Annotated in this window: 15 protein-coding genes; 4 read left to right on the top strand and 11 right to left on the bottom strand. The window is 71.2% G+C overall.

Going from position 1 to position 18467, the window contains the following annotated elements; translation table 11 throughout:
• Positions 1-365 precede the first annotated feature (365 nt).
• On the top strand, positions 366-632 hold the full coding sequence (locus K8625_RS24455) for a S41 family peptidase (RefSeq protein WP_223784063.1): 267 nt from the start codon (positions 366-368) through the stop codon (positions 630-632).
• Positions 633-698: 66 nt separating this feature from the next.
• On the opposite strand, the gene rtcA is transcribed toward K8625_RS24455, so the two are convergent.
• Positions 699-1715 carry an RNA 3'-terminal phosphate cyclase gene (gene rtcA / locus K8625_RS24450; protein ID WP_223784062.1) on the bottom strand — a complete coding sequence of 339 codons (1017 nt, stop codon included), beginning with the start codon at positions 1713-1715 and terminating at the stop codon, positions 699-701.
• 233 nt (positions 1716-1948) lie between these two features.
• Here rtcA and K8625_RS24445 point away from each other — a divergent pair, with 233 nt between their 5' ends.
• A complete protein-coding gene (locus K8625_RS24445; protein WP_223745630.1) occupies positions 1949-2392 on the top strand; it encodes a hypothetical protein in 444 nt (147 codons plus the stop codon).
• Between the two features lie 132 nt (positions 2393-2524).
• On the opposite strand, the gene K8625_RS24440 is transcribed toward K8625_RS24445, so the two are convergent.
• Positions 2525-3760 (bottom strand): RtcB family protein, encoded by a 1236-nt coding sequence (locus K8625_RS24440; RefSeq protein WP_223784061.1) that lies wholly within the window; start codon positions 3758-3760, stop codon positions 2525-2527.
• A 145-nt stretch (positions 3761-3905) separates the two neighbouring features.
• Here K8625_RS24440 and rtcR point away from each other — a divergent pair, with 145 nt between their 5' ends.
• Both rtcR and K8625_RS24430 read left to right on the top strand, forming a co-directional pair.
• Entirely contained in the window at positions 3906-5528 is a 1623-nt protein-coding gene (gene rtcR, locus K8625_RS24435) for an RNA repair transcriptional activator RtcR (protein WP_223745628.1), read from the top strand.
• A gap of 164 nt (positions 5529-5692) precedes the next feature.
• A complete protein-coding gene (locus K8625_RS24430; RefSeq protein ID WP_223784060.1) occupies positions 5693-6595 on the top strand; it encodes a hypothetical protein in 903 nt (300 codons plus the stop codon).
• Between the two features lie 9 nt (positions 6596-6604).
• Here K8625_RS24430 and K8625_RS24425 read toward each other — a convergent pair whose 3' ends face one another.
• The 9 genes from K8625_RS24425 to K8625_RS24385 all read right to left on the bottom strand — a co-directional run bounded on the left by K8625_RS24425 (position 6605) and on the right by K8625_RS24385 (position 18439).
• The gene (locus K8625_RS24425; RefSeq protein WP_223745626.1) at positions 6605-7942 is read right to left on the bottom strand and encodes a M24 family metallopeptidase; all 1338 of its coding nucleotides are present in this window, start codon (positions 7940-7942) and stop codon (positions 6605-6607) included.
• A 286-nt stretch (positions 7943-8228) separates the two neighbouring features.
• Positions 8229-8420 (bottom strand): hypothetical protein, encoded by a 192-nt coding sequence (locus K8625_RS24420; RefSeq protein WP_223784059.1) that lies wholly within the window; start codon positions 8418-8420, stop codon positions 8229-8231.
• A gap of 239 nt (positions 8421-8659) precedes the next feature.
• On the bottom strand, positions 8660-8833 hold the full coding sequence (locus K8625_RS24415) for a hypothetical protein (RefSeq protein WP_153882679.1): 174 nt from the start codon (positions 8831-8833) through the stop codon (positions 8660-8662).
• 106 nt (positions 8834-8939) lie between these two features.
• Positions 8940-11951, bottom strand: a complete 3012-nt coding sequence (locus tag K8625_RS24410) for a CHAT domain-containing protein (RefSeq protein WP_223784058.1) — start codon at positions 11949-11951, stop codon at positions 8940-8942.
• Complete coding sequence (locus K8625_RS24405) at positions 11948-12544, bottom strand: RNA polymerase sigma factor (RefSeq protein WP_223784057.1); 597 nt, start codon at positions 12542-12544, stop codon at positions 11948-11950. The genes K8625_RS24410 and K8625_RS24405 overlap by 4 nt, the downstream gene beginning before the upstream one ends.
• Positions 12545-12770: 226 nt before the next feature.
• Positions 12771-12962 carry a hypothetical protein gene (locus K8625_RS24400; RefSeq protein WP_223784056.1) on the bottom strand — a complete coding sequence of 64 codons (192 nt, stop codon included), beginning with the start codon at positions 12960-12962 and terminating at the stop codon, positions 12771-12773.
• 145 nt (positions 12963-13107) lie between these two features.
• A complete protein-coding gene (locus K8625_RS24395; protein ID WP_223784055.1) occupies positions 13108-16101 on the bottom strand; it encodes a CHAT domain-containing protein in 2994 nt (997 codons plus the stop codon).
• On the bottom strand, positions 16098-16685 hold the full coding sequence (locus tag K8625_RS24390; protein WP_223745620.1) for an RNA polymerase sigma factor: 588 nt from the start codon (positions 16683-16685) through the stop codon (positions 16098-16100). Before K8625_RS24390 ends, K8625_RS24395 begins: the two co-directional genes overlap by 4 nt.
• Positions 16686-16831: 146 nt before the next feature.
• Entirely contained in the window at positions 16832-18439 is a 1608-nt protein-coding gene (locus K8625_RS24385) for a sensor histidine kinase (protein WP_223745619.1), read from the bottom strand.
• Between the last annotated feature and the right edge of the window lie 28 nt (positions 18440-18467).

The following is an 18467-nucleotide window of genomic DNA, read 5'->3' as shown; positions in this document are numbered from 1 at the left end:
GGCGGAGCCCGCTCGCCCGGGTCCCCGCCAGACGAAGCAGGGTCGGCGCGAGTGCTCGCCGCCCGCCGCCCACGACACGGAATCGAAGGCTCCTCGAGGAAGTCGCTCCCGTTTTCGAGCGCACCCTGCCGGTGACCTTCGGATGAACGAACGCGCCGGGAACGCGCTATCGAACCGCGGGCCCGAGGCCTTCGGAATCCAGTACGGAACACCTCCCGGGTTCAGGTCGTCGGCCGACGAGATGATTCGGAAATAGTTGTCGCGTGAAGCGCCGCCCCTGGCGGGAGATATCGCGACGCGTGGGGCTGCGTTACTCGCGCGACCTGATGAGCCATTCCGGCCGGGTCTCGGAGGTCTTCCAAGACATGTCGTTCATGATGACCGGCGCCCGGCGCGTGACGGTGATTGGCCGGCGCAGCGCGGGGACGAACGGCAACGTCACCCGACTGCTGCTGCCCGGGCAGATGGCCGTCAGCTTCACCGGCATGGGGATTCTCTTCCCCGACCAGTCCCGCTTCCACGGCGTGGGCATCGTCCCTCACATCGAGGTCGCGCCCACCCTCCAGGACATCGCCCACGGGACCGACCCGGAGCTGCTGCGCGCCATCCAGTTCCTGCACACCGGCCAGTGACGACGGCGCGGTGAACGCCGAGGGCTCCAAGTGCCACGAAGGCCTGGAGCCCCAGCGGCGCGCGCATCAGCCGCGGACCACCACGTCGCGGACGTCGCGGTCCACCTCGCCCACGTCCACCTTCACATCCAGGAAGTGCGCCATCGTCTCCAACTGCGTCAGCGCGTGTCCATCCAGGGGCAGCGTGCGGAACTCCCCGCCCCGCGCGAGCGCGCACAAGAGCAGCAACTGGTCACACAGGTGCTCGCCCACGGGCACCTCCGCGTTCAGGTAGCGCTTCACCTCGGCGGCCACCTCCTCCGCCACCGTCTCCGCGCGCTTGCCTCGCTCCCCGAAGCCCGTGAAGACCTCCGTCACGTGCTCGCTCTCCACCTCCACCACGAGCGCGTTGCCGGGCCCCTGTCCGCGCTTCAACTCCTCCGGACGGAGCTGGTCGGGACGCAGCTCCAGGAGCGAGCCCACCGTCTCCAGCTCGCGCTTCGCCACGTCGAAGGGAATCATCGACACCACCGCCTTCGCCTCGCGGCGCAGCACCCGCCCACGCGACATCAGCGAGAGCGGCTTCAAGGCCTGGGGCCGCACGTCCACGCGGAATTTCCCGCCGCCCGCCGGGAAGAAGCCGGGCCGGTCCAGCGTCGCCGTCACGTCGGCGCCCATGCGCCGCAACAGCGGCAGGTAGGCCCGCGCCAGGAAGTCGAACGGCGGCGCCGCCGGGTTGTGCGTCCCGCCCTCGAGCATCAGCGTGGACGGCGCCTTCGCGGCCAGCAGCGCGGGCAACACCGTCTGCAACACCAGCGTCGCGCTGCCCGCCGTGCCCACCGCGAAGTGGTAGTTGCCCGCGGCCAGGGCGCGCGGATGGAACGTGAGCTCTCGCGAGCCCAGCTCCGCGCCGGACACCTCCGCCGCGCCCACCGCCTCGGCCGCCTTCACCGCCGTCAGGTGCTGTCGCAACAGGCCCGGCTTCGCGCGGCCCGCGCGGATGTTCGTCATCGTGAACGGCGTCCCCGTCACCAGCGACAACGCCAGCGACGTGCGCAGCACCTGGCCGCCGCCCTCTCCCTTGGAACCATCGATGCGCAGCATGTCTCGTCTCTCCCGTCTTCCCACGCCTCACGGCCCCACCCGCGCAATCTGACATGCGCGAGCACGCCCCGCACCCTGGCCCGCTATCGGCCACGCGCGGTGTCAGTCAACACCCGAAGCATCCACAACCCAGCGCTCCTCCAGAAAAGCCACCGAGCGGCTCCGCCTGGCCTTACACGAGCTGCGCTTCCGAGGCGCTCACTCCGGAAGCGTGTCTTGCATTGGAGGCAGTCGTGGTCTCTCGCAGTCTCATTGCTCGCAATCTGATGGTCCCCCTCGCGGCGCTGCTCATGGTCCTCACGTCCGCGTGCGGCCCGGACACCCTGGAGGCTCCCGCCCAGGAGACGCAGTCCGCTCCGCCCGAGGACTCGGCGCTCGAGGTGACGTCCCAGGAGCAGTCGCAGTGCCAGTTCTACAACTACTACTGGGACGAGGGCCGCAACCCCGGCGGCCCCAACCGGTGCACCAACAGCTGCCAATGTGACGGCATGCGCACCTGCAGTTCCTCCGGCTGGTGCCAGGGCACCGCGCGCCCCGCCGTGAGCTGCACCAGCCCCAGCTATTACTGGAACGAGGCCTGGAACCCGGGCGGCTCCAACCGCTGCTGGAGCGCGTGTCAGTGCGACGGCATGCGCACGTGCAGCTCCTCAGGCTGGTGTCAGGGCCGCTCGCGCTGAAGCGCCCTGCCCTGAAATAGCGGCGCCCGCTCCCCCACTCTGGCGGCCTTTCGGCCTCTTGGGGGGAGCGGGCGCCTCGATGTCGTCATCCCGGCATGGTCACCTCGCGTGCAGGAGTCGGGGTGGTACCGCCTACCCCTTCACGCAGACGACCTGCTTGAGCGTGTGGACCACGTCGACCAGGTCCGACTGCGCCGCCATCACCGCGTCGATGGGCTTGTACGCCGCCGGCGTCTCGTCAATCACCTCGGCGTCCTTCCGGCACTCGACGCCCGCGGTCGCCTTCGCGTGGTCCTCCAGCGTGAAGCGCTTCTTCGCCGCCTCACGCGACATCACCCGGCCCGCGCCGTGGCTGCAGGAGTGGAAGCTGTCCGCGTTCCCCTTCCCGCGGACGATGAACGAGCGCGCCCCCATGCTGCCGGGGATGATGCCGAGGTCACCCTCGCGCGCCCGCACCGCGCCCTTGCGCGTCACGAAGCAGTTCTTCCCGAAGTGGTGCTCACGCGCCACGTAGTTGTGGTGGCAGTTCACCGCCGCGTCGGACAGCTCGAACGGAGGCAGCTCACCGCTCAGCCGCAGGGCCTCGATTGTGCCACGCAGCATCAGCTCGCGGTTGGTCGCCGCGTAGTCCTGCGCCCAGCTCACCGCGAAGACGTAGTCATCGAAGTGCTCGGAGCCCTCGGGCAGGAACGCCAGGTCCGCGTCGGGCAGGTGGATGTACCAGCGGCGCATGTCCTCCTTCGCCAGCTCGATGAAGTGGCTTCCGATGCGGTTACCCACGCCGCGCGAACCGGAGTGCAACATCAGCCACACGGCATCCGACTCGTCCAGGCACAGCTCGATGAAGTGGTTTCCCGTGCCGAGCGTACCCAGGTGTCCCAGGTCCGGCCCACGGCCGATGCGAGGGTGCTTGGCGACGATGCGGTCATACCCCTCCATCAGACGCGCCCACTCCTTCTGGTGGGAGGCCGGAGCCACGCGCCACGCGCCGACGTCGTTACGGCCGCCGTTGTCCGAGCGGCCATGCGGCACCGCCCGCTCGATGGCCGAGCGCACCCCACGCAGCGAGTCGGGGAGCTGATCCGCGCGCATCGTCGTGCGCACCGCGATCATTCCGCACCCGATGTCCACCCCCACCGCAGCCGGCACCACCGCGCCCACCGTCGGGACCACGCTGCCGACCGTCGCGCCGTAACCGCGGTGCACGTCCGGCATCGCGGCGATCCACTTGTGGATGAAGGGCAGGCCACGGAGGTTTCGGAGCTGCTTCTTGGCCTCGTCCTCGAACGGCACGCCCACGGTCCACGACTTGATGGGGCGACCCGCCTCGTCCGACAGCACCTCGTAGTTCACCTTGTTGCGCTCCATGGCCTTCACCTTTCGGTCGTTCGCCCTGGGCTCTGTTTCCCGGGCACGCAGGGACCTAGAGCAGCCGGCGTGCCAGGCCCGCTCCAGAGGGGAGCGCCCGGTGGGCCCTGGCGTGGCGTATCCGTTCGGATAAAGTCCTATCCTGATGGCGAAGAAGCGCGCACGACAGACGGTGGTCCTGGGCATGCTCGGGACGACGCTCGACACGGGGCAGGGCCCGAACCGGTGGATGAAGTGGCGGCCCACGGTGGCGCTGTGCCAGCAGGAGGACCTGGTGGTGCACCGGCTGGAGCTGTTGCACCCGCCGGCGGCCACACAGATTGCGGCGACGGTGGTGGCGGACATCCGACAGGTGTCGCCGGAGACCACGGTGCGCACCACGCTGCTGGACATCCGAAACCCGTGGGACCTGGAGGAGACGTACGGCGCGCTGCTCGACTACGTGCGCGGGTACAGCTTCAACCCCGAGGAGGAGGACTACCTCGTCCACATCACCACGGGCACGCACATCGCGCAGATCTCGATGTTCCTGTTGGTGGAGAGCCGGCTGATTCCGGGGCGGCTGGTGCAGCTGTCGCCGGACCCTCGGGACAAGGCGGGCGCGGGGACGAACACGCTCATCGACCTGGACCTGTCGCGCTACGACACGCTGGCGGCGCGCTTCCAGCGTGAGCAGCGCGAGGGGTTGTCGTACCTCAAGGCGGGCATCGACACGCGCAACGCGGCGTTCAACCACATCATCGAGCGCATCGAACAGGTGGCGAGCCACTCGCGCGCGCCGCTGCTCATCACCGGTCCCACGGGCGCGGGCAAGTCGCAGCTCGCGCGCCGCGTCTACACACTGAAGAAGTCTCGCGGCACGGTGAGCGGACCGTTCGTGGACCTCAACTGCGCCACGCTGCGCGGTGACGGCGCCATGTCCGCGCTCTTCGGACATGTGAAGGGCTCGTTCACCGGCGCGCTGCAGGACCGGCCTGGACTCTTGCGGCAGGCGAACGGCGGCGTGCTGTTCCTCGACGAGATTGGAGAGCTGGGCGCGGACGAGCAGGCGATGCTGCTGCGCGCGCTGGAGGACAAGCGGTTCCTGCCGGTGGGCTCGGACAAGGAGGTGGAGAGCGACTTCCAGCTCATCGCCGGCACCAACCGGGACTTGCAGACCGAGGTGGAGCGCGGGCGCTTCCGCGAGGACCTGCTCGCGCGCATCAACCTGTGGACCTTCCGACTGCCCGCGCTGCGTGAGCGCCCCGAGGACATCCCGCCGAACCTGCTCTACGAGCTGGACCGGGCATCGGAGGCGATGGGCGCGCGCATCACGCTGAACAAGGAGGCCCAGGAGCGCTTCCTGCGCTTCGCCACCTCTCCTGATGCGCGCTGGTCGGGCAACTTCCGGGACCTCAACGCCGCGGTGCTGCGCATGGCCACGCTCGCGCCCGGGGGGCGCATCACCCGCGAGGTCGTGGACGAGGAACTGGAGCGCCTGCGCGCGCAGTGGCGGACAGGCAGTACCCGCCCGGGCCCTGTGTCATCCATGAGCGGCGAGGACCGGGTCGCGGAGGTGCTCGGTGAAGAGCTCGCCGCGGAGCTGGACCGGTTCGACCGCGTGCAGCTCGCGGACGTGTTGGGCGTGTGCCAGGGAAGCCGCTCGCTCTCGGAGGCCGGGCGCGTGCTGTTCGCTCAGTCCCGTGCTCGCAAGTCGAGCGTCAACGACGCGGACCGACTGAAGAAGTACCTGGCGCGCTTCGGCCTGACCTGGGCCGATGTGAGCTGACTCGACGCGGCGGGAGGCCCTCGGGGGTTTCCACGACCGTTGGAGTCGACCCGCCGGAAAAAAGCACGGGCCACGCAAAGGACGGTGACGGAGCGCGTCTTCATCGGTGTTGAAGGCAATGGGGGGCCGTGAGCCGGACGGACCTTCGACACGAAAGCACCGCCATGTCCACGCCGCAGCTCCACCTCGACTCCTGTCGCCGGACAGGCACGTGGCTCATCGCCATCGTCCTCCTCCTGCTGGGACAGCGCGTGGAAGCGCAGGTGCGGGAGCCGGACAACTTCCTCGCCACGTCCGTCACCCTCTCCTCCGCGCCTCGGCTGCGCCAGGTCTCCACCCGGCATGCCTCGCCCATGCTCGCCGCCGGCTTCCGGCTCTCCGAGCACTCGCAGCTCCGGCTCGACTGGGGACTGCCCTACACCTCGGTGGACCCCGCCGGCGCCATCGAGGGACGCAGGAGCCACCTGGGCTCCTCCAACCTGCTCGTCGGCCTGCACAACGTCCGCGCCTTCGTCGATGACACCGTCTTCGTGCGCATGGGCGTGGGCGTCGCCGTGCCCCTGGCCCGCCATCAGGACGCCGACGAGCTCGACGCGCGCAGACCGGAGACACAAGACGCCAACTACACCACCGCCGCCGCGGTGCGCGGGCTCGCGGACCCGTGGCTGTGGGCGCTCGACACCACCTCCGTCGTGCTGCCCATGGCCGTGGGCCTGGACCTGCCCGGCTTCCAGCTCCGCGCGGACGTGGCACTGGGAATGCTCATCCCCGTCTCCCGCACGGCGAGGGACACGCACTTCGTCGCGCAGGCCAGCCTGGAGGCCGCGCTCGGGCTCGGCATGCTGGAGCCCGGCGCGCGGGTGCAGGTCGTCACGCCCCACCTCACCGAGGCGACCTGGGACAAAGAGGACTCCCGTGTCTCGCTGGAGCCCTTCGTCCGGGTCCGCCTGGGGCCCGCCTTCGCCCGCGCGGGCGTGCGCATCGACCTGGGCGCCCCCCGGGCCCACCCCGCGCCCAGCGCGTCACGGATGTGGGCGCTGGGCCTGGGGCTCGGCGTCGGCTTCTGACAGGGCCCGCTACTTGATGAGGTAGAAGGCCTCCTGCCGGGGCACGAAGAACTTCCAGCCCTCCTGCGTGAGATAGGCCGGGTCCTCCTCCATCACCGCGACCTTCTGCCCGTCCCACTCCGGCACCGGCGTGGACGTGTTGAGCTCGATGGCGATGTACGAGCCCTCGCGCAGCAGCTTCGGCGCCTCCTTGCGCGTCGCCGAGCGGAAGTCGATGGACGCGCCCAGCGCGTGGCCCTGGTTGCCCAGCGGATGGCTGTAGACCTGCGCCGTGATGCCCAGCTCGTCCATCCTCGCCATCGTCGCGTCATACACATCCGCCGACGAGCGCCCCGGCCGGGACGCCTCCAGCATCAACACATCCTGGAGCGTGTTCGTGTTCGCCAGCGCCTGCTTCAAGCCCTGGGGCGCGTCCGTCTCCCCCTCGCGCAGCACATAGGCCATCTTCTGCCAGTCGGTATGCAGCCCCAGGTAGCTGATGCCGAAGTCCACGTGGATGAGGTCCCCACGCTCGATGACGACCTCCTCCTTCGTCACCGCGAGGAAGCCGCGCGACTTGGAGTTCACCCCGCCCTTGCGCTGCACGCGCATGTCCGGCTGGAACCACGTGCTCACGCCCAGCGCCCACAGCCTGTCGTAGAGCCACCGGCGGATGTCCCCCACCGTCGTCTTCCCCGGCACCACCACCTTCGACGAGAAGGCCTCCTTCACCACCTCGTCCGTCAGCTCCACCAGCCCCTGGTAGTGCTCCCACTCCTCGGGCAGCCGCGAGTCCAGGTACTCCTCGATGAGCGGCGCCGCGCTCACGAAGCGCGCCTCCGCCTTCGGCCCGAGCGCCTCCAGAATCCACGCATACCCGTCCCGCGTCAGGCTGCGCGTCACGCCCCGCTTGCCGTCGATGCCCAGCGCAATCGCCTTCGGCTGGTGGCGCGCGTCCAGCTCCGCCAGGAACTCCGGCCCGGACTTGCCCTCCTCGGGCGTCTCGAAGAACTGGAGCACCGCCTCCTCCGCGTAGCCCGTCAGCGCCACGCGCCGCAGCCCCTCGGCCCCCGCGTCCACGAAGACGAAGACGTCACGGTTGCCGGCGTACGGGCGCGGCGGCGCCACGTACTGCGTCAGCGGGTCGTCATGGAACTCCTCGTTGACGACAATCCACATGCCCACGCCATGGCGGCGCATCATCTCCAGCAACATGTCGTGGCGCTTCCGCAGCCAGCCCTCCCGCAGCGCAATCTGCTGGGACATGGGCAACAGCCGGGGCTTCTCGTCCCGGGCTTGGGCACACCGGGACGTCGAACACGCGGACAACAACAGGAGCGGCAGGGCCGCCCACTTCAGCAGGGTCATTGGGGACTCCGAGTCGAGCAGGAGCCACACCCTATCGCCCAGACGGCACTCACCGAAGTCCCCCACCTCCGGAGCCCTTGGAGACTCCGGAGGCGGAGGACCTGGGGCGCGGACTGCCCCTTCCTCCACCACGCACCACGCAGGCCCTCCCGGATGACGCCCCCCCACGACCTGGAGTCATTCGCGTCGTCTCCCCCACCTTCACGACGCCATCCGTCAGAGGCGACGGTCGTCCCCCGACGCCGCCTGCCCGTGTGAAGCGCTCCCAAACCCTCGCGCCAAAATCTCAGTAGCTGGCGATCTGGAAATCCAGGTCGTCGTCCAGCAGGAGCTCCGCGTCACGCGCCTCCCGCTGCGGCTCATCCTCTTCAGAAGAAGCGCCCCCCCGGCACCGCCCCCCGCCCAGCTCCCGTCCCCCACCCTCCGCCAACGCCCCCCAGCTCCCGCCGCCCGCGCCCCGCTCCTCCGGCGCCCACATCCCGTGAGACTCCCCTTGGCCCCTCGCGTCACATCGGAACATCACTCCCCCCTGTCGCGATGCAGTCGATGCAGCTCCACTCCCCGCCGCCGCCGTCTTCCATCTGAAATACGCGGCGAGCCCTTTTTCTTGAGTGTTTCGCGGTGAAATAAAACGGGCGCTCCTCCTCACGAGAAACGCCCGCAAAACATGCAACTCACCGGAAAATCGGGAGAGTCATGTCACTCCTGAGACGTGTTTCACCGCTCCGGATTGACAGCGGGGCTGGCGGGAGGCTGCGGGACGGAGGGCCTGGCGGAGAGGGCCTCGGGGGCCTCCTCCGTGGGGGCGCGCAGGCCCCGGTCCCGCTCCGGCGGTGGATCTGGAATCTCGTGGGCGATGAGGCCCGGCATCCTCGAGTTCGAATTCCTCATGTGAGGCTCCCCCTGGGTTCGACGGTTCAAGGTCGACGCGCCGCGACGTGTGGCGGAGCGTCAACACCAGAACGTGGCGGGTCGGAATCCTTGAGGAGCGGACACTTCACTCGAACAGCAGGACGAGGGCGGGCCAGGTCGCGGAGGGCTCGCGCGACAGCCACGCCAGGCGCTCGTCGCGCAGGGCCTGGGAGGCCGGGGCTCCGGCGCGGATGCGCTCGCGCACGGACTCGAAGAAGCGCCCCGCGGTGTCGGGGATGTCGCCGGTGGAGGCGAGCACGGTGCGCGCGCCCGCCTCGATGAAGGCCACCGGCAGGCTCACCGACTCGTGGAGGAAGGGCGCGGCGCGGGCGGCGCCACACGCGGCGAGCAGCACCAGGGGCGCGCCGTGCAGCGGCTGCTCGCGCACCTGCGTCGCCGAGAGCGCGTAGCGGCCATCCTCCTCGGGCGCCAGCACCAGCAGCGAGGCGTCCGACAGCTCCGGGCTGAAGAGGCCATGGGTGTGGAGCTCTATCTCCCGCGCCTGGGCCATCTCGCGCAGCACGCGCGAGGGGGTGGCCGCCGCGCCTCGCAGCTCCACCCGCAGCGGGTCCGGGACGCGCGGCGCCTCCAGGGGCTGGAGCTTCTCGAGGCCCAGCGAGCGGGGCGCCTCCACGCCCGTCACCACCAGGTGATGGCCCGCCTGTCCGCGCGTCTCCGGGGCGACGCCCGAGCGACCCACGCGGTAGCTCCACGCCAGGTCCGCCGGCAGGAGGCCCGGCAGGCCATGCACGGGAGGAAGGGCCAGCACATCCACGTGCGCGCAGCCGCGCAGGGCCGCCACCAGCCTCGCCGGGACGAGCCCGTCGGCGGAAGCATGCAGGGGCGCGGTGCGGTGGTCGTCGTACGTGCCCACGAGCGCCCCCTGGGAGTCCTTCACGGCGGCCACCGTGCGCTCGTGGTCCACCGCCACGGCGAGCACGCAGCGCTCCGGCACGGGCACGCGCAGGGCCTGGCCCATCAGCTCCAGCACCTGCTCCTGCGCGCCGGCGCGGCCCGCGTCGCTCACCAGCACGCCATAGGCGAAGGTGCGGGCCTTGCGCGCGTCCACGTCGAACGGGAGCGCCTGGGCCGCGTCGATGGCGCCGAGCAGCAGCTCACGCCCGGACGCGCGCTCGCGCTCCAGCATGAACTGGCCCTCCAGGAAGGACAGCAGCGCCAGCTCCCCCGGCGTGCGCGGGCCGCGTCGCAGCTCGCCCAGCGTGCGCCGCATCAGGTCCTCGTCGCGCACCTGCGCGCCATGGCGGGCCAGATGGGACAACACCCAGGCGCCGGGCATGCCCAGGGGACGTCCGCAGCGCGTGGCCTGCTCCAGTTCGTCGCGCGCCTCGTCCGGACGGAAGTCCGCCCACGCCACGGAGGCCAGGTTGCGGTGCACGTACGTGCGCTGCTCGCAGTCATCGGGGATGCGCGACAGCGACTCGCGCAGGAACGCGCGCGCGCTGGCGGCGCTGTGGCGGTAGCGGGCGATCTGCGCCATCTCCTGGAGGAACTGCTGCTCCAGGTTCCACTCGCCCAACTCACGCGTCAGACGCAGGCCCTCGCGAGCCTCCTCCAGCGCGTCGGCCGGGCGGTGCAGGCGCACGAAGAGGTCCGCGAGCCTGCGCCGCAGCGTCGCGCACCGGTACGCCAGCCCCCGCCCCGTGCAGGACGCCAGGGCCGCGCGCAGCCGCTGCTCCGCCTTCCACCACTGCCCCTCGCGCTCCTCGCGCACGGACAGCTCGCGCTCGGCCAGCAGCACCAGCCACGCGTCCTGGCTGGCCCGCGCGATGCGCTCGAAGTCGTCCAGGTGCCGCTCCGCCGCGTCCAGCGTGACGAGCGCGCCCAGGTACAGGTCGTCCTCTCCGGAGCGTCGCAGCGTCTCCAGGAACGCGTCCGGGGCGGCGTGCTCCTGGCGAAGCAGCCGGGCGTAGTCGCGCGCCAGGGGCCCTCGGCGCTCGAAGTCCGCGAGCGAGACGCGGTTCACGGTGTCGGCCAGCGTGGAGCCCCCCTGGACCTCGTCCAGCACCCGCGCGAGCGGCAGCAGTCGCAGCACCGCCTCGCGCGTGGGCGCGGCCCTCACCGCGTCATAGAAGACCAGGCGCACCACGCCCGGGAAGCGGCGGGCCTCCTCGAGCGGAAGGCGCGAGCCATCCAACGAAGCGAGGTTCTGCGCCGCCGCGCGGGCATCATGGAAGTCGCGCGAGCGCAGGTTCGTCTCGCTGCGCAGCGCCGTGGCGCGAAGGCGCGCCTCCTCGCTCCAGCCCGGCTCTGCCAGCCTCACCACCGCATCGAAGGCCTCGGCCGCCTGGAGCGACAGCCCCAGCTCGCGCAGCACCAGCGCCCGGTTCCACAGGGCCTGGGGATGGTCCGGCGCCGCGCGCAGCACGGCCTCCAGCAGCTCCAGCGCCTCCTCGCGCCGCCCCTGCTCCAGCGCGATGAGGGCCAGGTCGCTGTCGCGGTCGACGGAAGGCCGCGTGCGTCGCAGGAAATCCGACGCCTGACGCCAGTCCTGCCGCACCAGGTACGCGGCGGCGATGCCGTGCAGGTCTCCTTGCTCCTCCAGCTCGGCGAGCTCGCTCAGCGGCAGGGGCGTCGTCGACTCCGGCGCCCCGGGCCCGGCGCGCATCGGCACGTAGCGCCGATACCCATCCGCCCGCGCATACGCCACGCGCCCCTCCAGCCCTCGCTGCTCGACATGGGTGCCCCACACCTCGGGCGGCGCCTCGCGCGACATCGGCACGGCCAGCACCAGCGCCAGCAGCACCGCGGCCAGCGCCACGCCTCCCACGGCCCAGACATGCACGGCGCGCGGCCGCGTGGGGCTCAGCGAGCGCAGCCGCTGTCGCCACGACGGCCGGGGCCAGGGCGGCGTGGGCCACGCGGGCAACACCACCTCCGGCGCGGCGGTCAGCGCGTCATCGGACGGCAGCCCCTCCTCGTGGAGCGCCTGGAAGCCCAGCAGCTCGAGCTGCATCGCCTCGTGCAGGCCCGTGGCGCACATGGGACAGCGCGCCAGGTGGTGGCGGAAGTTCTCTTCGTCGACCGGGGGCAGCTCACCATCCAGGAACAGGTACAGCTTGTGACACGGGGGGCTCATGCGTCCCCTCCGCCATCCGTCAGCGGCATCAGCAGCTCGCGCAGCTCCTTGCGCGCCTGGAACAGCCAGCTGCCCACGGTGCCCTCGGGCACGCCCATGCGCTGGGCGATGGCCCGGTAGCGCAGGCCCTTGGCGTGCAGCTCGAAGGCCTCACGCACGCGGGCGTTGGGCAGCCGGGCGATGGCCTTGAGCAGGTCGGCGTCGGAGATCCGCTCCCACATCTCCCCCGTCACCGCGTCGGGAGAGCCCACGTCCTCGCGCACGAGCCGGATGTCCCGGCGCTCCTGCTCCAGCAGCTCCGTGCGGCGCTTGCGGCACTGGTCCAGGAAATGATTGGTCAACGCCCGGCACAGCCACGCGCGATACACGGGCTCCGGCTGCGCGGACAACGCCGCGTGGTGCACGAGCGCGCGCACCAGCGCCTCCTGCGCCAGGTCCTCCGGGTCGATGCCCCCCTGACCGCACAGACGCTTCGCCAGGGCCACGAGCATGGGCCTGACGCGCTGAGCAAACTCCTCGAAGCCTTCGTGTGCCACGCGGGCACTGTAGGCCACGGCGAATCGCTTCACCGAGGCAATGCGATGGTCCTTCATCGACCCCTCGCCCTCCTTCCACGCCCACTCGAAACGCAGCCACCCGGAATCCTTGGGTCGTCGTCTGGAAACCGACGCAGTCACGCAGGGTTCCGGTGGCTCCAGGACATCGCTCCGGGCCCTGGGGCCGGGGGTGGCCCCGGGACGTGGTGGGACTGACACCGAGCACCTCGGACGCCCGCTCGGATGCCCTACGAGCAACGCGCGCCGTCGGCCGCGCACGCGCTCAGCCCGGCGGCCCACCCGGAGGCGGGTCCCTCACGTCCGGTTTGGAGGAAGGCGGCGGCACGGCCACCTCCCCGGCGCCACCCGGCTCCACGTCGGAGGACTGTCCCGGAGTGGGGGGGTGGACCTCCGGGAGCATCACCGTCGCGGTGAGCTGCTCCGAAGACTGCGCCTCGTTCATCCTGCCCGTCATGGCACGCGGCTCCTGGGACCTCGCCCCTCTCCCGCCGGATGCGGGAGCGCGCGGTCCTCATGGAACAAAACGCCCCAGGTCCTTCTTGTTGCGTTGAACCTCCCACATCCCAGCGGGCAGGGAGCGCGCGTGCCGCGAGGCGGGCTCACTCGAACAGCAGCACGCGCGACAGCCAGCGGGCGTCGTCGGGGCGCTCGAGCAACCACGAGGCGCGCAAGTCCCTCAACGCCACCGAGGGGCGCTCTCCCGCGCGGATGCGCTCGCGCACCCGCTCGAAGAAGGCGCCCGCGGAGTCGGGAATCTCCACGGACGCCGCCAGCACCGCGCTCGCGCCCGCCTCGATGAAGGCCATGGGAAGGCTGAAGGACTCGTGGGGAAAGGGCGCCGTCCTCGCGGCCCCACAGGTGGCCAGCAACACCAGCGGCGCGTGGCTCAACCGCGCCTGGCGGACCTTGTCGACCGTCAGCACGTAGCTGCCGTCGGCCTCCGGCGCGAGCACCACCATGGACGCATCCGACTGGGACGCGCTGAACAGCCCATGCGTGTGGAGCTCCACCTCCGACGCCTGGGCCATCTCGGAGAGCACGCGCGAGGCCGTGGCCTCCGCGCCGCGCAGCTCCACGCGCCACGGGTCCGGCACGCGAGGCGGCGTCAACGGGGCCAGCCTCGACAGCCGCAGGGAAGGCGGGCTCGCCACCTCGGTGACGACCAGGTGGGTCGAGGGCCCGGTGCGAGCAGGCACTCCCCGCGCCCCCCGCCCCACGCGGTAGCTCCACGCGAGCGAGTCCGGCAACAACCCCGCGAGCCCATGGACCGGAGGACGGGTGAGCACGTCGACGTGGTCGCAGCCCGACAGCTCCTTCTCCAGCTCGGCGGGCACCAGGCCCGTGGCCTCGTCGCGCAGCGGCACCTGGCGCCCCGTGGAGTACGCCCCCTTCAGCTCTCCCAAGGGCCCACGCACGAGGACGAGGGTCCGCTCGTGTTGCACGGACACCGCGAGCAGGCAGCGCTGCGCCACGGGCTCCACACGCAGCTCGTGTGCCATCAGCGTCAGGGCTTCATCCCACGCCCCCGTGCGCCCCGCCTCGGAGAGCAGCGCGGAGTAGCCGAAGGCGCGGGCCTTGCGCGCATCGACGCTGTCCGGCTCGAGGTCCGCCATCGACAGTGCCCGATGCACCAGCTCACGGCCGGAGCTGCCCGGTTGCGCGAGCAGGAACTGCCCCTCGATGACGAGCAGCAGCGACTCCAGCCCGGGAGAGACAGGCCCCCGTCGCAAGTCAGCCAGGGCCCGACGCAGCAGCGCGCCGTCCTGCGGCCGGGGCACCGAGCGCGCCATCTCCGACAACACCCAGGCGCCCGTCAGCCCCAGCGGCCGCTCACACTCCATCGCGCGCTCCAGCGCCGCGCGCGCGGCCTCCGGTCGGAAGCGCTGCCACTCCAGCAACGCCACGGTCCGATGCACATGCGTGCGCTGGGCGCAGTCCTCCGGCATGCGGCCCAGGGACTCCTCCAGATACGCGCGCGCGGTGGTGAACGCGTGCTGGTAGCGCGCCACGTCCGCCAGCTCCTGGAGGAACTCCTGCTCGAAGCGCCACTCCCGGGCCTCCAGCGCGCGCGCCCACCCCTTCCACGCGTGCTGGAAGGCCTCCGCGGGGCGGTGCTGGTCCAGGTAGAGGTCGGCGAGCCTCCGCTGCAGGCCCAGGCAGCGGTACACCAACCCCTGCTTCTGGCAGGTATCCAGCGCATCCAACAAGCGTTGCTCGGCCTTCCACCACTGGCCCTCGCGCTGCCAGAGCTTCGCCTGCTCCTGGTCCGCGAGGACGCGCATCCACGGGTCCCCGGAGGCACGCGCCAGACGAATCACCGCCTGCGAGTCGACGGGCTGCCGCTGTGAGTCCGCGAGGACCAGCGCGCCCAGGTACAAGTCCTCCTCGCCCGAGCGCCGGAGCGTCTCCAGCACCTCACCCGCCGGAGCGAGCGAGCCCATCACGAGCCGCCCATACAACCGCGCGAGCGGCCCCCGGTGCGTGAAGTCCCGCTCCGCCACCCGCGCGAGCCACGTGCGAAGGACGCTCCCGCCGTAGCGCTCGTCGAGCACGCGCGCCAGCGGCTCCAGGCGCAGCACCGCCTCACGCGAGGGCGCCGCCCTCACCGCATCGTAGAAGCCGAGCCGGAGGATGCCGGGATGCTCACGCGCCGCGGCGAGCGGCAGGGGCGCGGACGAATCCGTCACCAGCTCCCGCACCGACGCGTAGGCGTCCTTCCAGGCCCGGGCGCGCAGCGAGGTGGACTCGCGAAGCACGCGCTCGCGCTGCGCCGCCTCCTCGCGCCACCCGGGCTCCCCCAACCGGGCGACCTCACCGAACGCGTCGGCCGCCAGGAGCGGCAGCCCCAGCTCGCTCAACGCCAGGGCCCGGTTCCACAGGGCCTGGGGGTGTCGAGGCCACTCGCGCAGGACCCCCGAGAGCAGCTCCAGCGCTTCCTCCAGCCGCGCCGGTCGGGTGTCGAGCGAGCCCTCCTGTCGCGCCTGCTCCAGGGCCAGCAGCGCCAGGTCGCAATCCCGGTCCGCCGAGGCGGGCATGCGCTTCAAGAAGGCCTGTGCCTGTCGGGGCGCGCCATGGAGCAGATAGGCCGTGGCGACGCCGTGGAGATCTCCGCGCGCCTCCATCCGCCACAAGTCCTGCAGCGGCAGCGAGGGTACCGGCGATTGCGCCGCGTCAGCCCCCCGGTCCGGCACATACGGTCGATGGTGGGCATCCACCGCCCGATACGTCACCCGCCCCTCCAGCACGCGAGGGCCTTCCGCGGACAGCCAGGCGCTCTGCTCCCCGCCCCACGGGAGGGAGAAGGGCAGGAGCATCCACACCGCGACGCCCGCCACCAACACCTCGAGCCCGCGCAGCCCCCGGAGCCACGTCCGCCGAGCCCGCCGCTCCGCGGGCGCCGATGGCGCGGGCGCGTCCGACGAGGCCACCTCCTGCGCCTGCGCGAGGTGCGCGAGCAGCTCGAGCTGCATCGACTCCCGGAAGCGCGCCTCGCACGCGCCGCAGCCCCCCAGATGCTGTCGGAACCTCCCCTGCTCCCGAGCCTGCATCTGTCCATCGAGGAAGCGTTGCAAGTCCTTGCAATCAACCGTCATTGCCTCCGCTCCCGCCGACGCCGCTCAGCCGTCTCCCTCAAGACCTCGCGCAGCTCCAAGCGCGCGTGGTGCAGCCGCGCCCCCACCGTGCCCGGCGCCACGCCCGTCTCCCGGGCGATTCGCGAGTAGGACCACCCTTGGAGATACAGCTCGAACGTCCGACGCAGCGTGGGGCTCAGGAAGCTCAGCGCCCACCGCAAGTCCTCCACGCCGACGTAGCCCCAGAGTTCGTCCTGCTCCAGCCCGTCGTGCTCCTCCGCGTCCACCGACAGCTCGAGCAGCCCCCGCAGCCGGTCCGACTCACTGCGGCGACGCCGACACCGGTCCAGGAAACAGTTCTCCGCCACCCGCCCCAGCCACGAGCGCTGCTTGAAGCAGTCCCATCGCTGTAGGTGCTCCCACCGGAGGAGCGCACGAAGCAATACATCGTGCACCAAGTCCTCCACTTCGTGTTCAATCCCGACACAGTACTTGCGAAGAATGGCAAACAACAGCGGCTGATACTGACGGGCGAAGGCCTCGAAGTCCGAGCCTGGCTCCCCTGACGGAGGCTCCACCACCCTCAATCGCGGCCTCGAGCGCATTGCCCCTCCTCCTTGACCAGAGAACGCGTCAGGTCTGCTTTATTGCCGACACCCCCTTATTCTTACAAACACGCCACCCCTGGGATGAGGAGGGAACGTCCAAGGTGGGGTGTTGTGATGACAACACGACACGGCCCCGCGGGGTGTCATGACGCAGCGGCGGAGAGCGGTGCGGGCTGCTTCAGCGGCAACGTGAGGGTGAAACATGCGCCCCCCAGCGACTCGGAGCGGCTGGCCCGCACGGTGCCTCCGTGGCGCTCCAGGATGCCTCGAGCGATGGCCAATCCCAGCCCTGTCCCCGGACGAGGACCCTCGCGCCGCCGCCCCGTGACGAAGGGCTGGAACAGCCGGGGCAACAGCTCCGGTGGGATGCCCGGACCGCTGTCCTCCACGTGGACCTGGAGCATCGTGTCGGATTGAGACAGGCGGACCTGGAGCCTGGGCCTCGCGACCTCCCCCAGCGCGAGCAAGGCATTCTCCAGGACAATGACAAACACCTGGGAGAGCTGGGATTGGTCCGCCTCGACGGCCAGGGGCTCGCCTTCCTCCAGGTCAAAGGAGACATCCGGCGCCAGGGTGCCCAATCCCTGTCGCGCGGTGGAGTACGCCAGCGCCACCGTGGCATGGACATCCACCCGGCGCAGCTCCAGCGGGCGGGGCCGGCCATAACGCAACAGCTCGTCGACGAAGTGCCCCGCGCGGGAAATCTGCTCGCGCATGCCGGCCAGGGTGTCCGCGTCCGCGCCCTGGCGCTCCAGCAGCTTCAGCTGCGCGGCGAGCACGCCCAGCGGGTTTCGCACCTCGTGGGCCACGGCCGAGGAGAACTGCCCCAGCTCCGCCAGGCGCGCGGCCTGGTCCGCGCGGGTCTCCTGCTCCGCCAGCGCCGCCACCAGTTCCGTGCCCGTGGCGCGCCCTCGCAGCAGCCTGCGTCCCAGCCACTCCTGGAGCCCCTGGCGCAGGGGCTCGAAGGCGAGCGCCGCCAGGGCGAGCAGGAAGAAGGCGCCCGCGCGGTACTCGGCGAGGAAGGGCTGGCCGCTGCCCGCCATCAGCGTCAGCACGCCGAAGAGGAAGCCCGCGGACAGCACCGCCGCCATCGCCGAGTAGACGAGGCTGCGCTCCAGGAGCCTGCGCTCGGAGGGCGGCTGGTGCGCGTTGATGACGTGCACGAGCACCAGCAACGAGGCCAGCACCAGGTACATCCCGAAGGGCAGCGCGTAGCCGGCGGACAGGAGCAGCGCCGTGGCCAGCCCGCCCGAGTACGCGAGCGCGCCGACGATGCCCAGGCTGCGCAGGAGCGGACGGCGCTCGGGCGTCTCCTTGCGGTACGAGCGCGCCAGGAGCACCAGGGGCACGCCCGCCGCGGAGACCGACAGCGCCATGGTGGGCCAGAACAGCGGGCCGCGCCTCATCGCCAGGGGGCCGTACAGCGCGTCCGGGAAGAGCGCCCCCACCAGCGTGACGACGGTGGCCACGACGTACGCGAGCACCACCAGCCGGGGGGAGCGCTGGCGCGAGACGTCCTGCGCGGTGTGGAAGAAGGCGGCGGCGGTGAAGGCGCCACTGGCGGCGAAGCGCTCACCGAGCCACGCGGCCTGGGGCACGCACAGCAGCAGCAGCGAGCCGCTCCAGAACGCGGTGGCCAGGCAGTACAGCGTCAGCCCCGCGGCGTCGCGGCCTCGCAGCGCGGCCGTGAAACACAAGAGGAGCGACACCGACAGGACCGGCACCAGGCTGTAGGCGAACAGGGGCCCCATGGACGGAGTGTGGCAGATGTTCCTAGTG

Origin of the sequence: Myxococcus sp. AS-1-15 (genome assembly GCF_020037055.1) — a bacterium.
Classification (GTDB): Bacteria; Myxococcota; Myxococcia; order Myxococcales; family Myxococcaceae; genus Myxococcus; species Myxococcus fulvus.
The sequence above is the reverse complement of the archived record's forward strand: the minus strand, read 5'-3'. Positions and strand labels throughout refer to the sequence as shown.

Excerpts from the sequence above, each read along its gene's own strand:
- K8625_RS24415 (WP_153882679.1), bottom strand. The coding sequence starts at position 8,833 with ATGAGGAATTCGAACTCGAGGATGCCGGGCCTCATCGCCCACGAGATT.
- rtcA (WP_223784062.1), bottom strand. The coding sequence starts at position 1,715 with ATGCTGCGCATCGATGGTTCCAAGGGAGAGGGCGGCGGCCAGGTGCTG.
- K8625_RS24440 (WP_223784061.1), bottom strand. The coding sequence starts at position 3,760 with ATGGAGCGCAACAAGGTGAACTACGAGGTGCTGTCGGACGAGGCGGGT.
- K8625_RS24430 (WP_223784060.1), top strand. The coding sequence starts at position 5,693 with ATGTCCACGCCGCAGCTCCACCTCGACTCCTGTCGCCGGACAGGCACG.
- K8625_RS24395 (WP_223784055.1), bottom strand. The coding sequence starts at position 16,101 with ATGACGGTTGATTGCAAGGACTTGCAACGCTTCCTCGATGGACAGATG.
- K8625_RS24400 (WP_223784056.1), bottom strand. The coding sequence starts at position 12,962 with ATGACGGGCAGGATGAACGAGGCGCAGTCTTCGGAGCAGCTCACCGCG.
- K8625_RS24385 (WP_223745619.1), bottom strand. The coding sequence starts at position 18,439 with ATGGGGCCCCTGTTCGCCTACAGCCTGGTGCCGGTCCTGTCGGTGTCG.
- K8625_RS24410 (WP_223784058.1), bottom strand. The coding sequence starts at position 11,951 with ATGAGCCCCCCGTGTCACAAGCTGTACCTGTTCCTGGATGGTGAGCTG.
- K8625_RS24390 (WP_223745620.1), bottom strand. The coding sequence starts at position 16,685 with ATGCGCTCGAGGCCGCGATTGAGGGTGGTGGAGCCTCCGTCAGGGGAG.
- rtcR (WP_223745628.1), top strand. The coding sequence starts at position 3,906 with ATGGCGAAGAAGCGCGCACGACAGACGGTGGTCCTGGGCATGCTCGGG.
- K8625_RS24405 (WP_223784057.1), bottom strand. The coding sequence starts at position 12,544 with ATGAAGGACCATCGCATTGCCTCGGTGAAGCGATTCGCCGTGGCCTAC.
- K8625_RS24420 (WP_223784059.1), bottom strand. The coding sequence starts at position 8,420 with ATGTGGGCGCCGGAGGAGCGGGGCGCGGGCGGCGGGAGCTGGGGGGCG.
- K8625_RS24425 (WP_223745626.1), bottom strand. The coding sequence starts at position 7,942 with ATGACCCTGCTGAAGTGGGCGGCCCTGCCGCTCCTGTTGTTGTCCGCG.
- K8625_RS24455 (WP_223784063.1), top strand. The coding sequence starts at position 366 with ATGTCGTTCATGATGACCGGCGCCCGGCGCGTGACGGTGATTGGCCGG.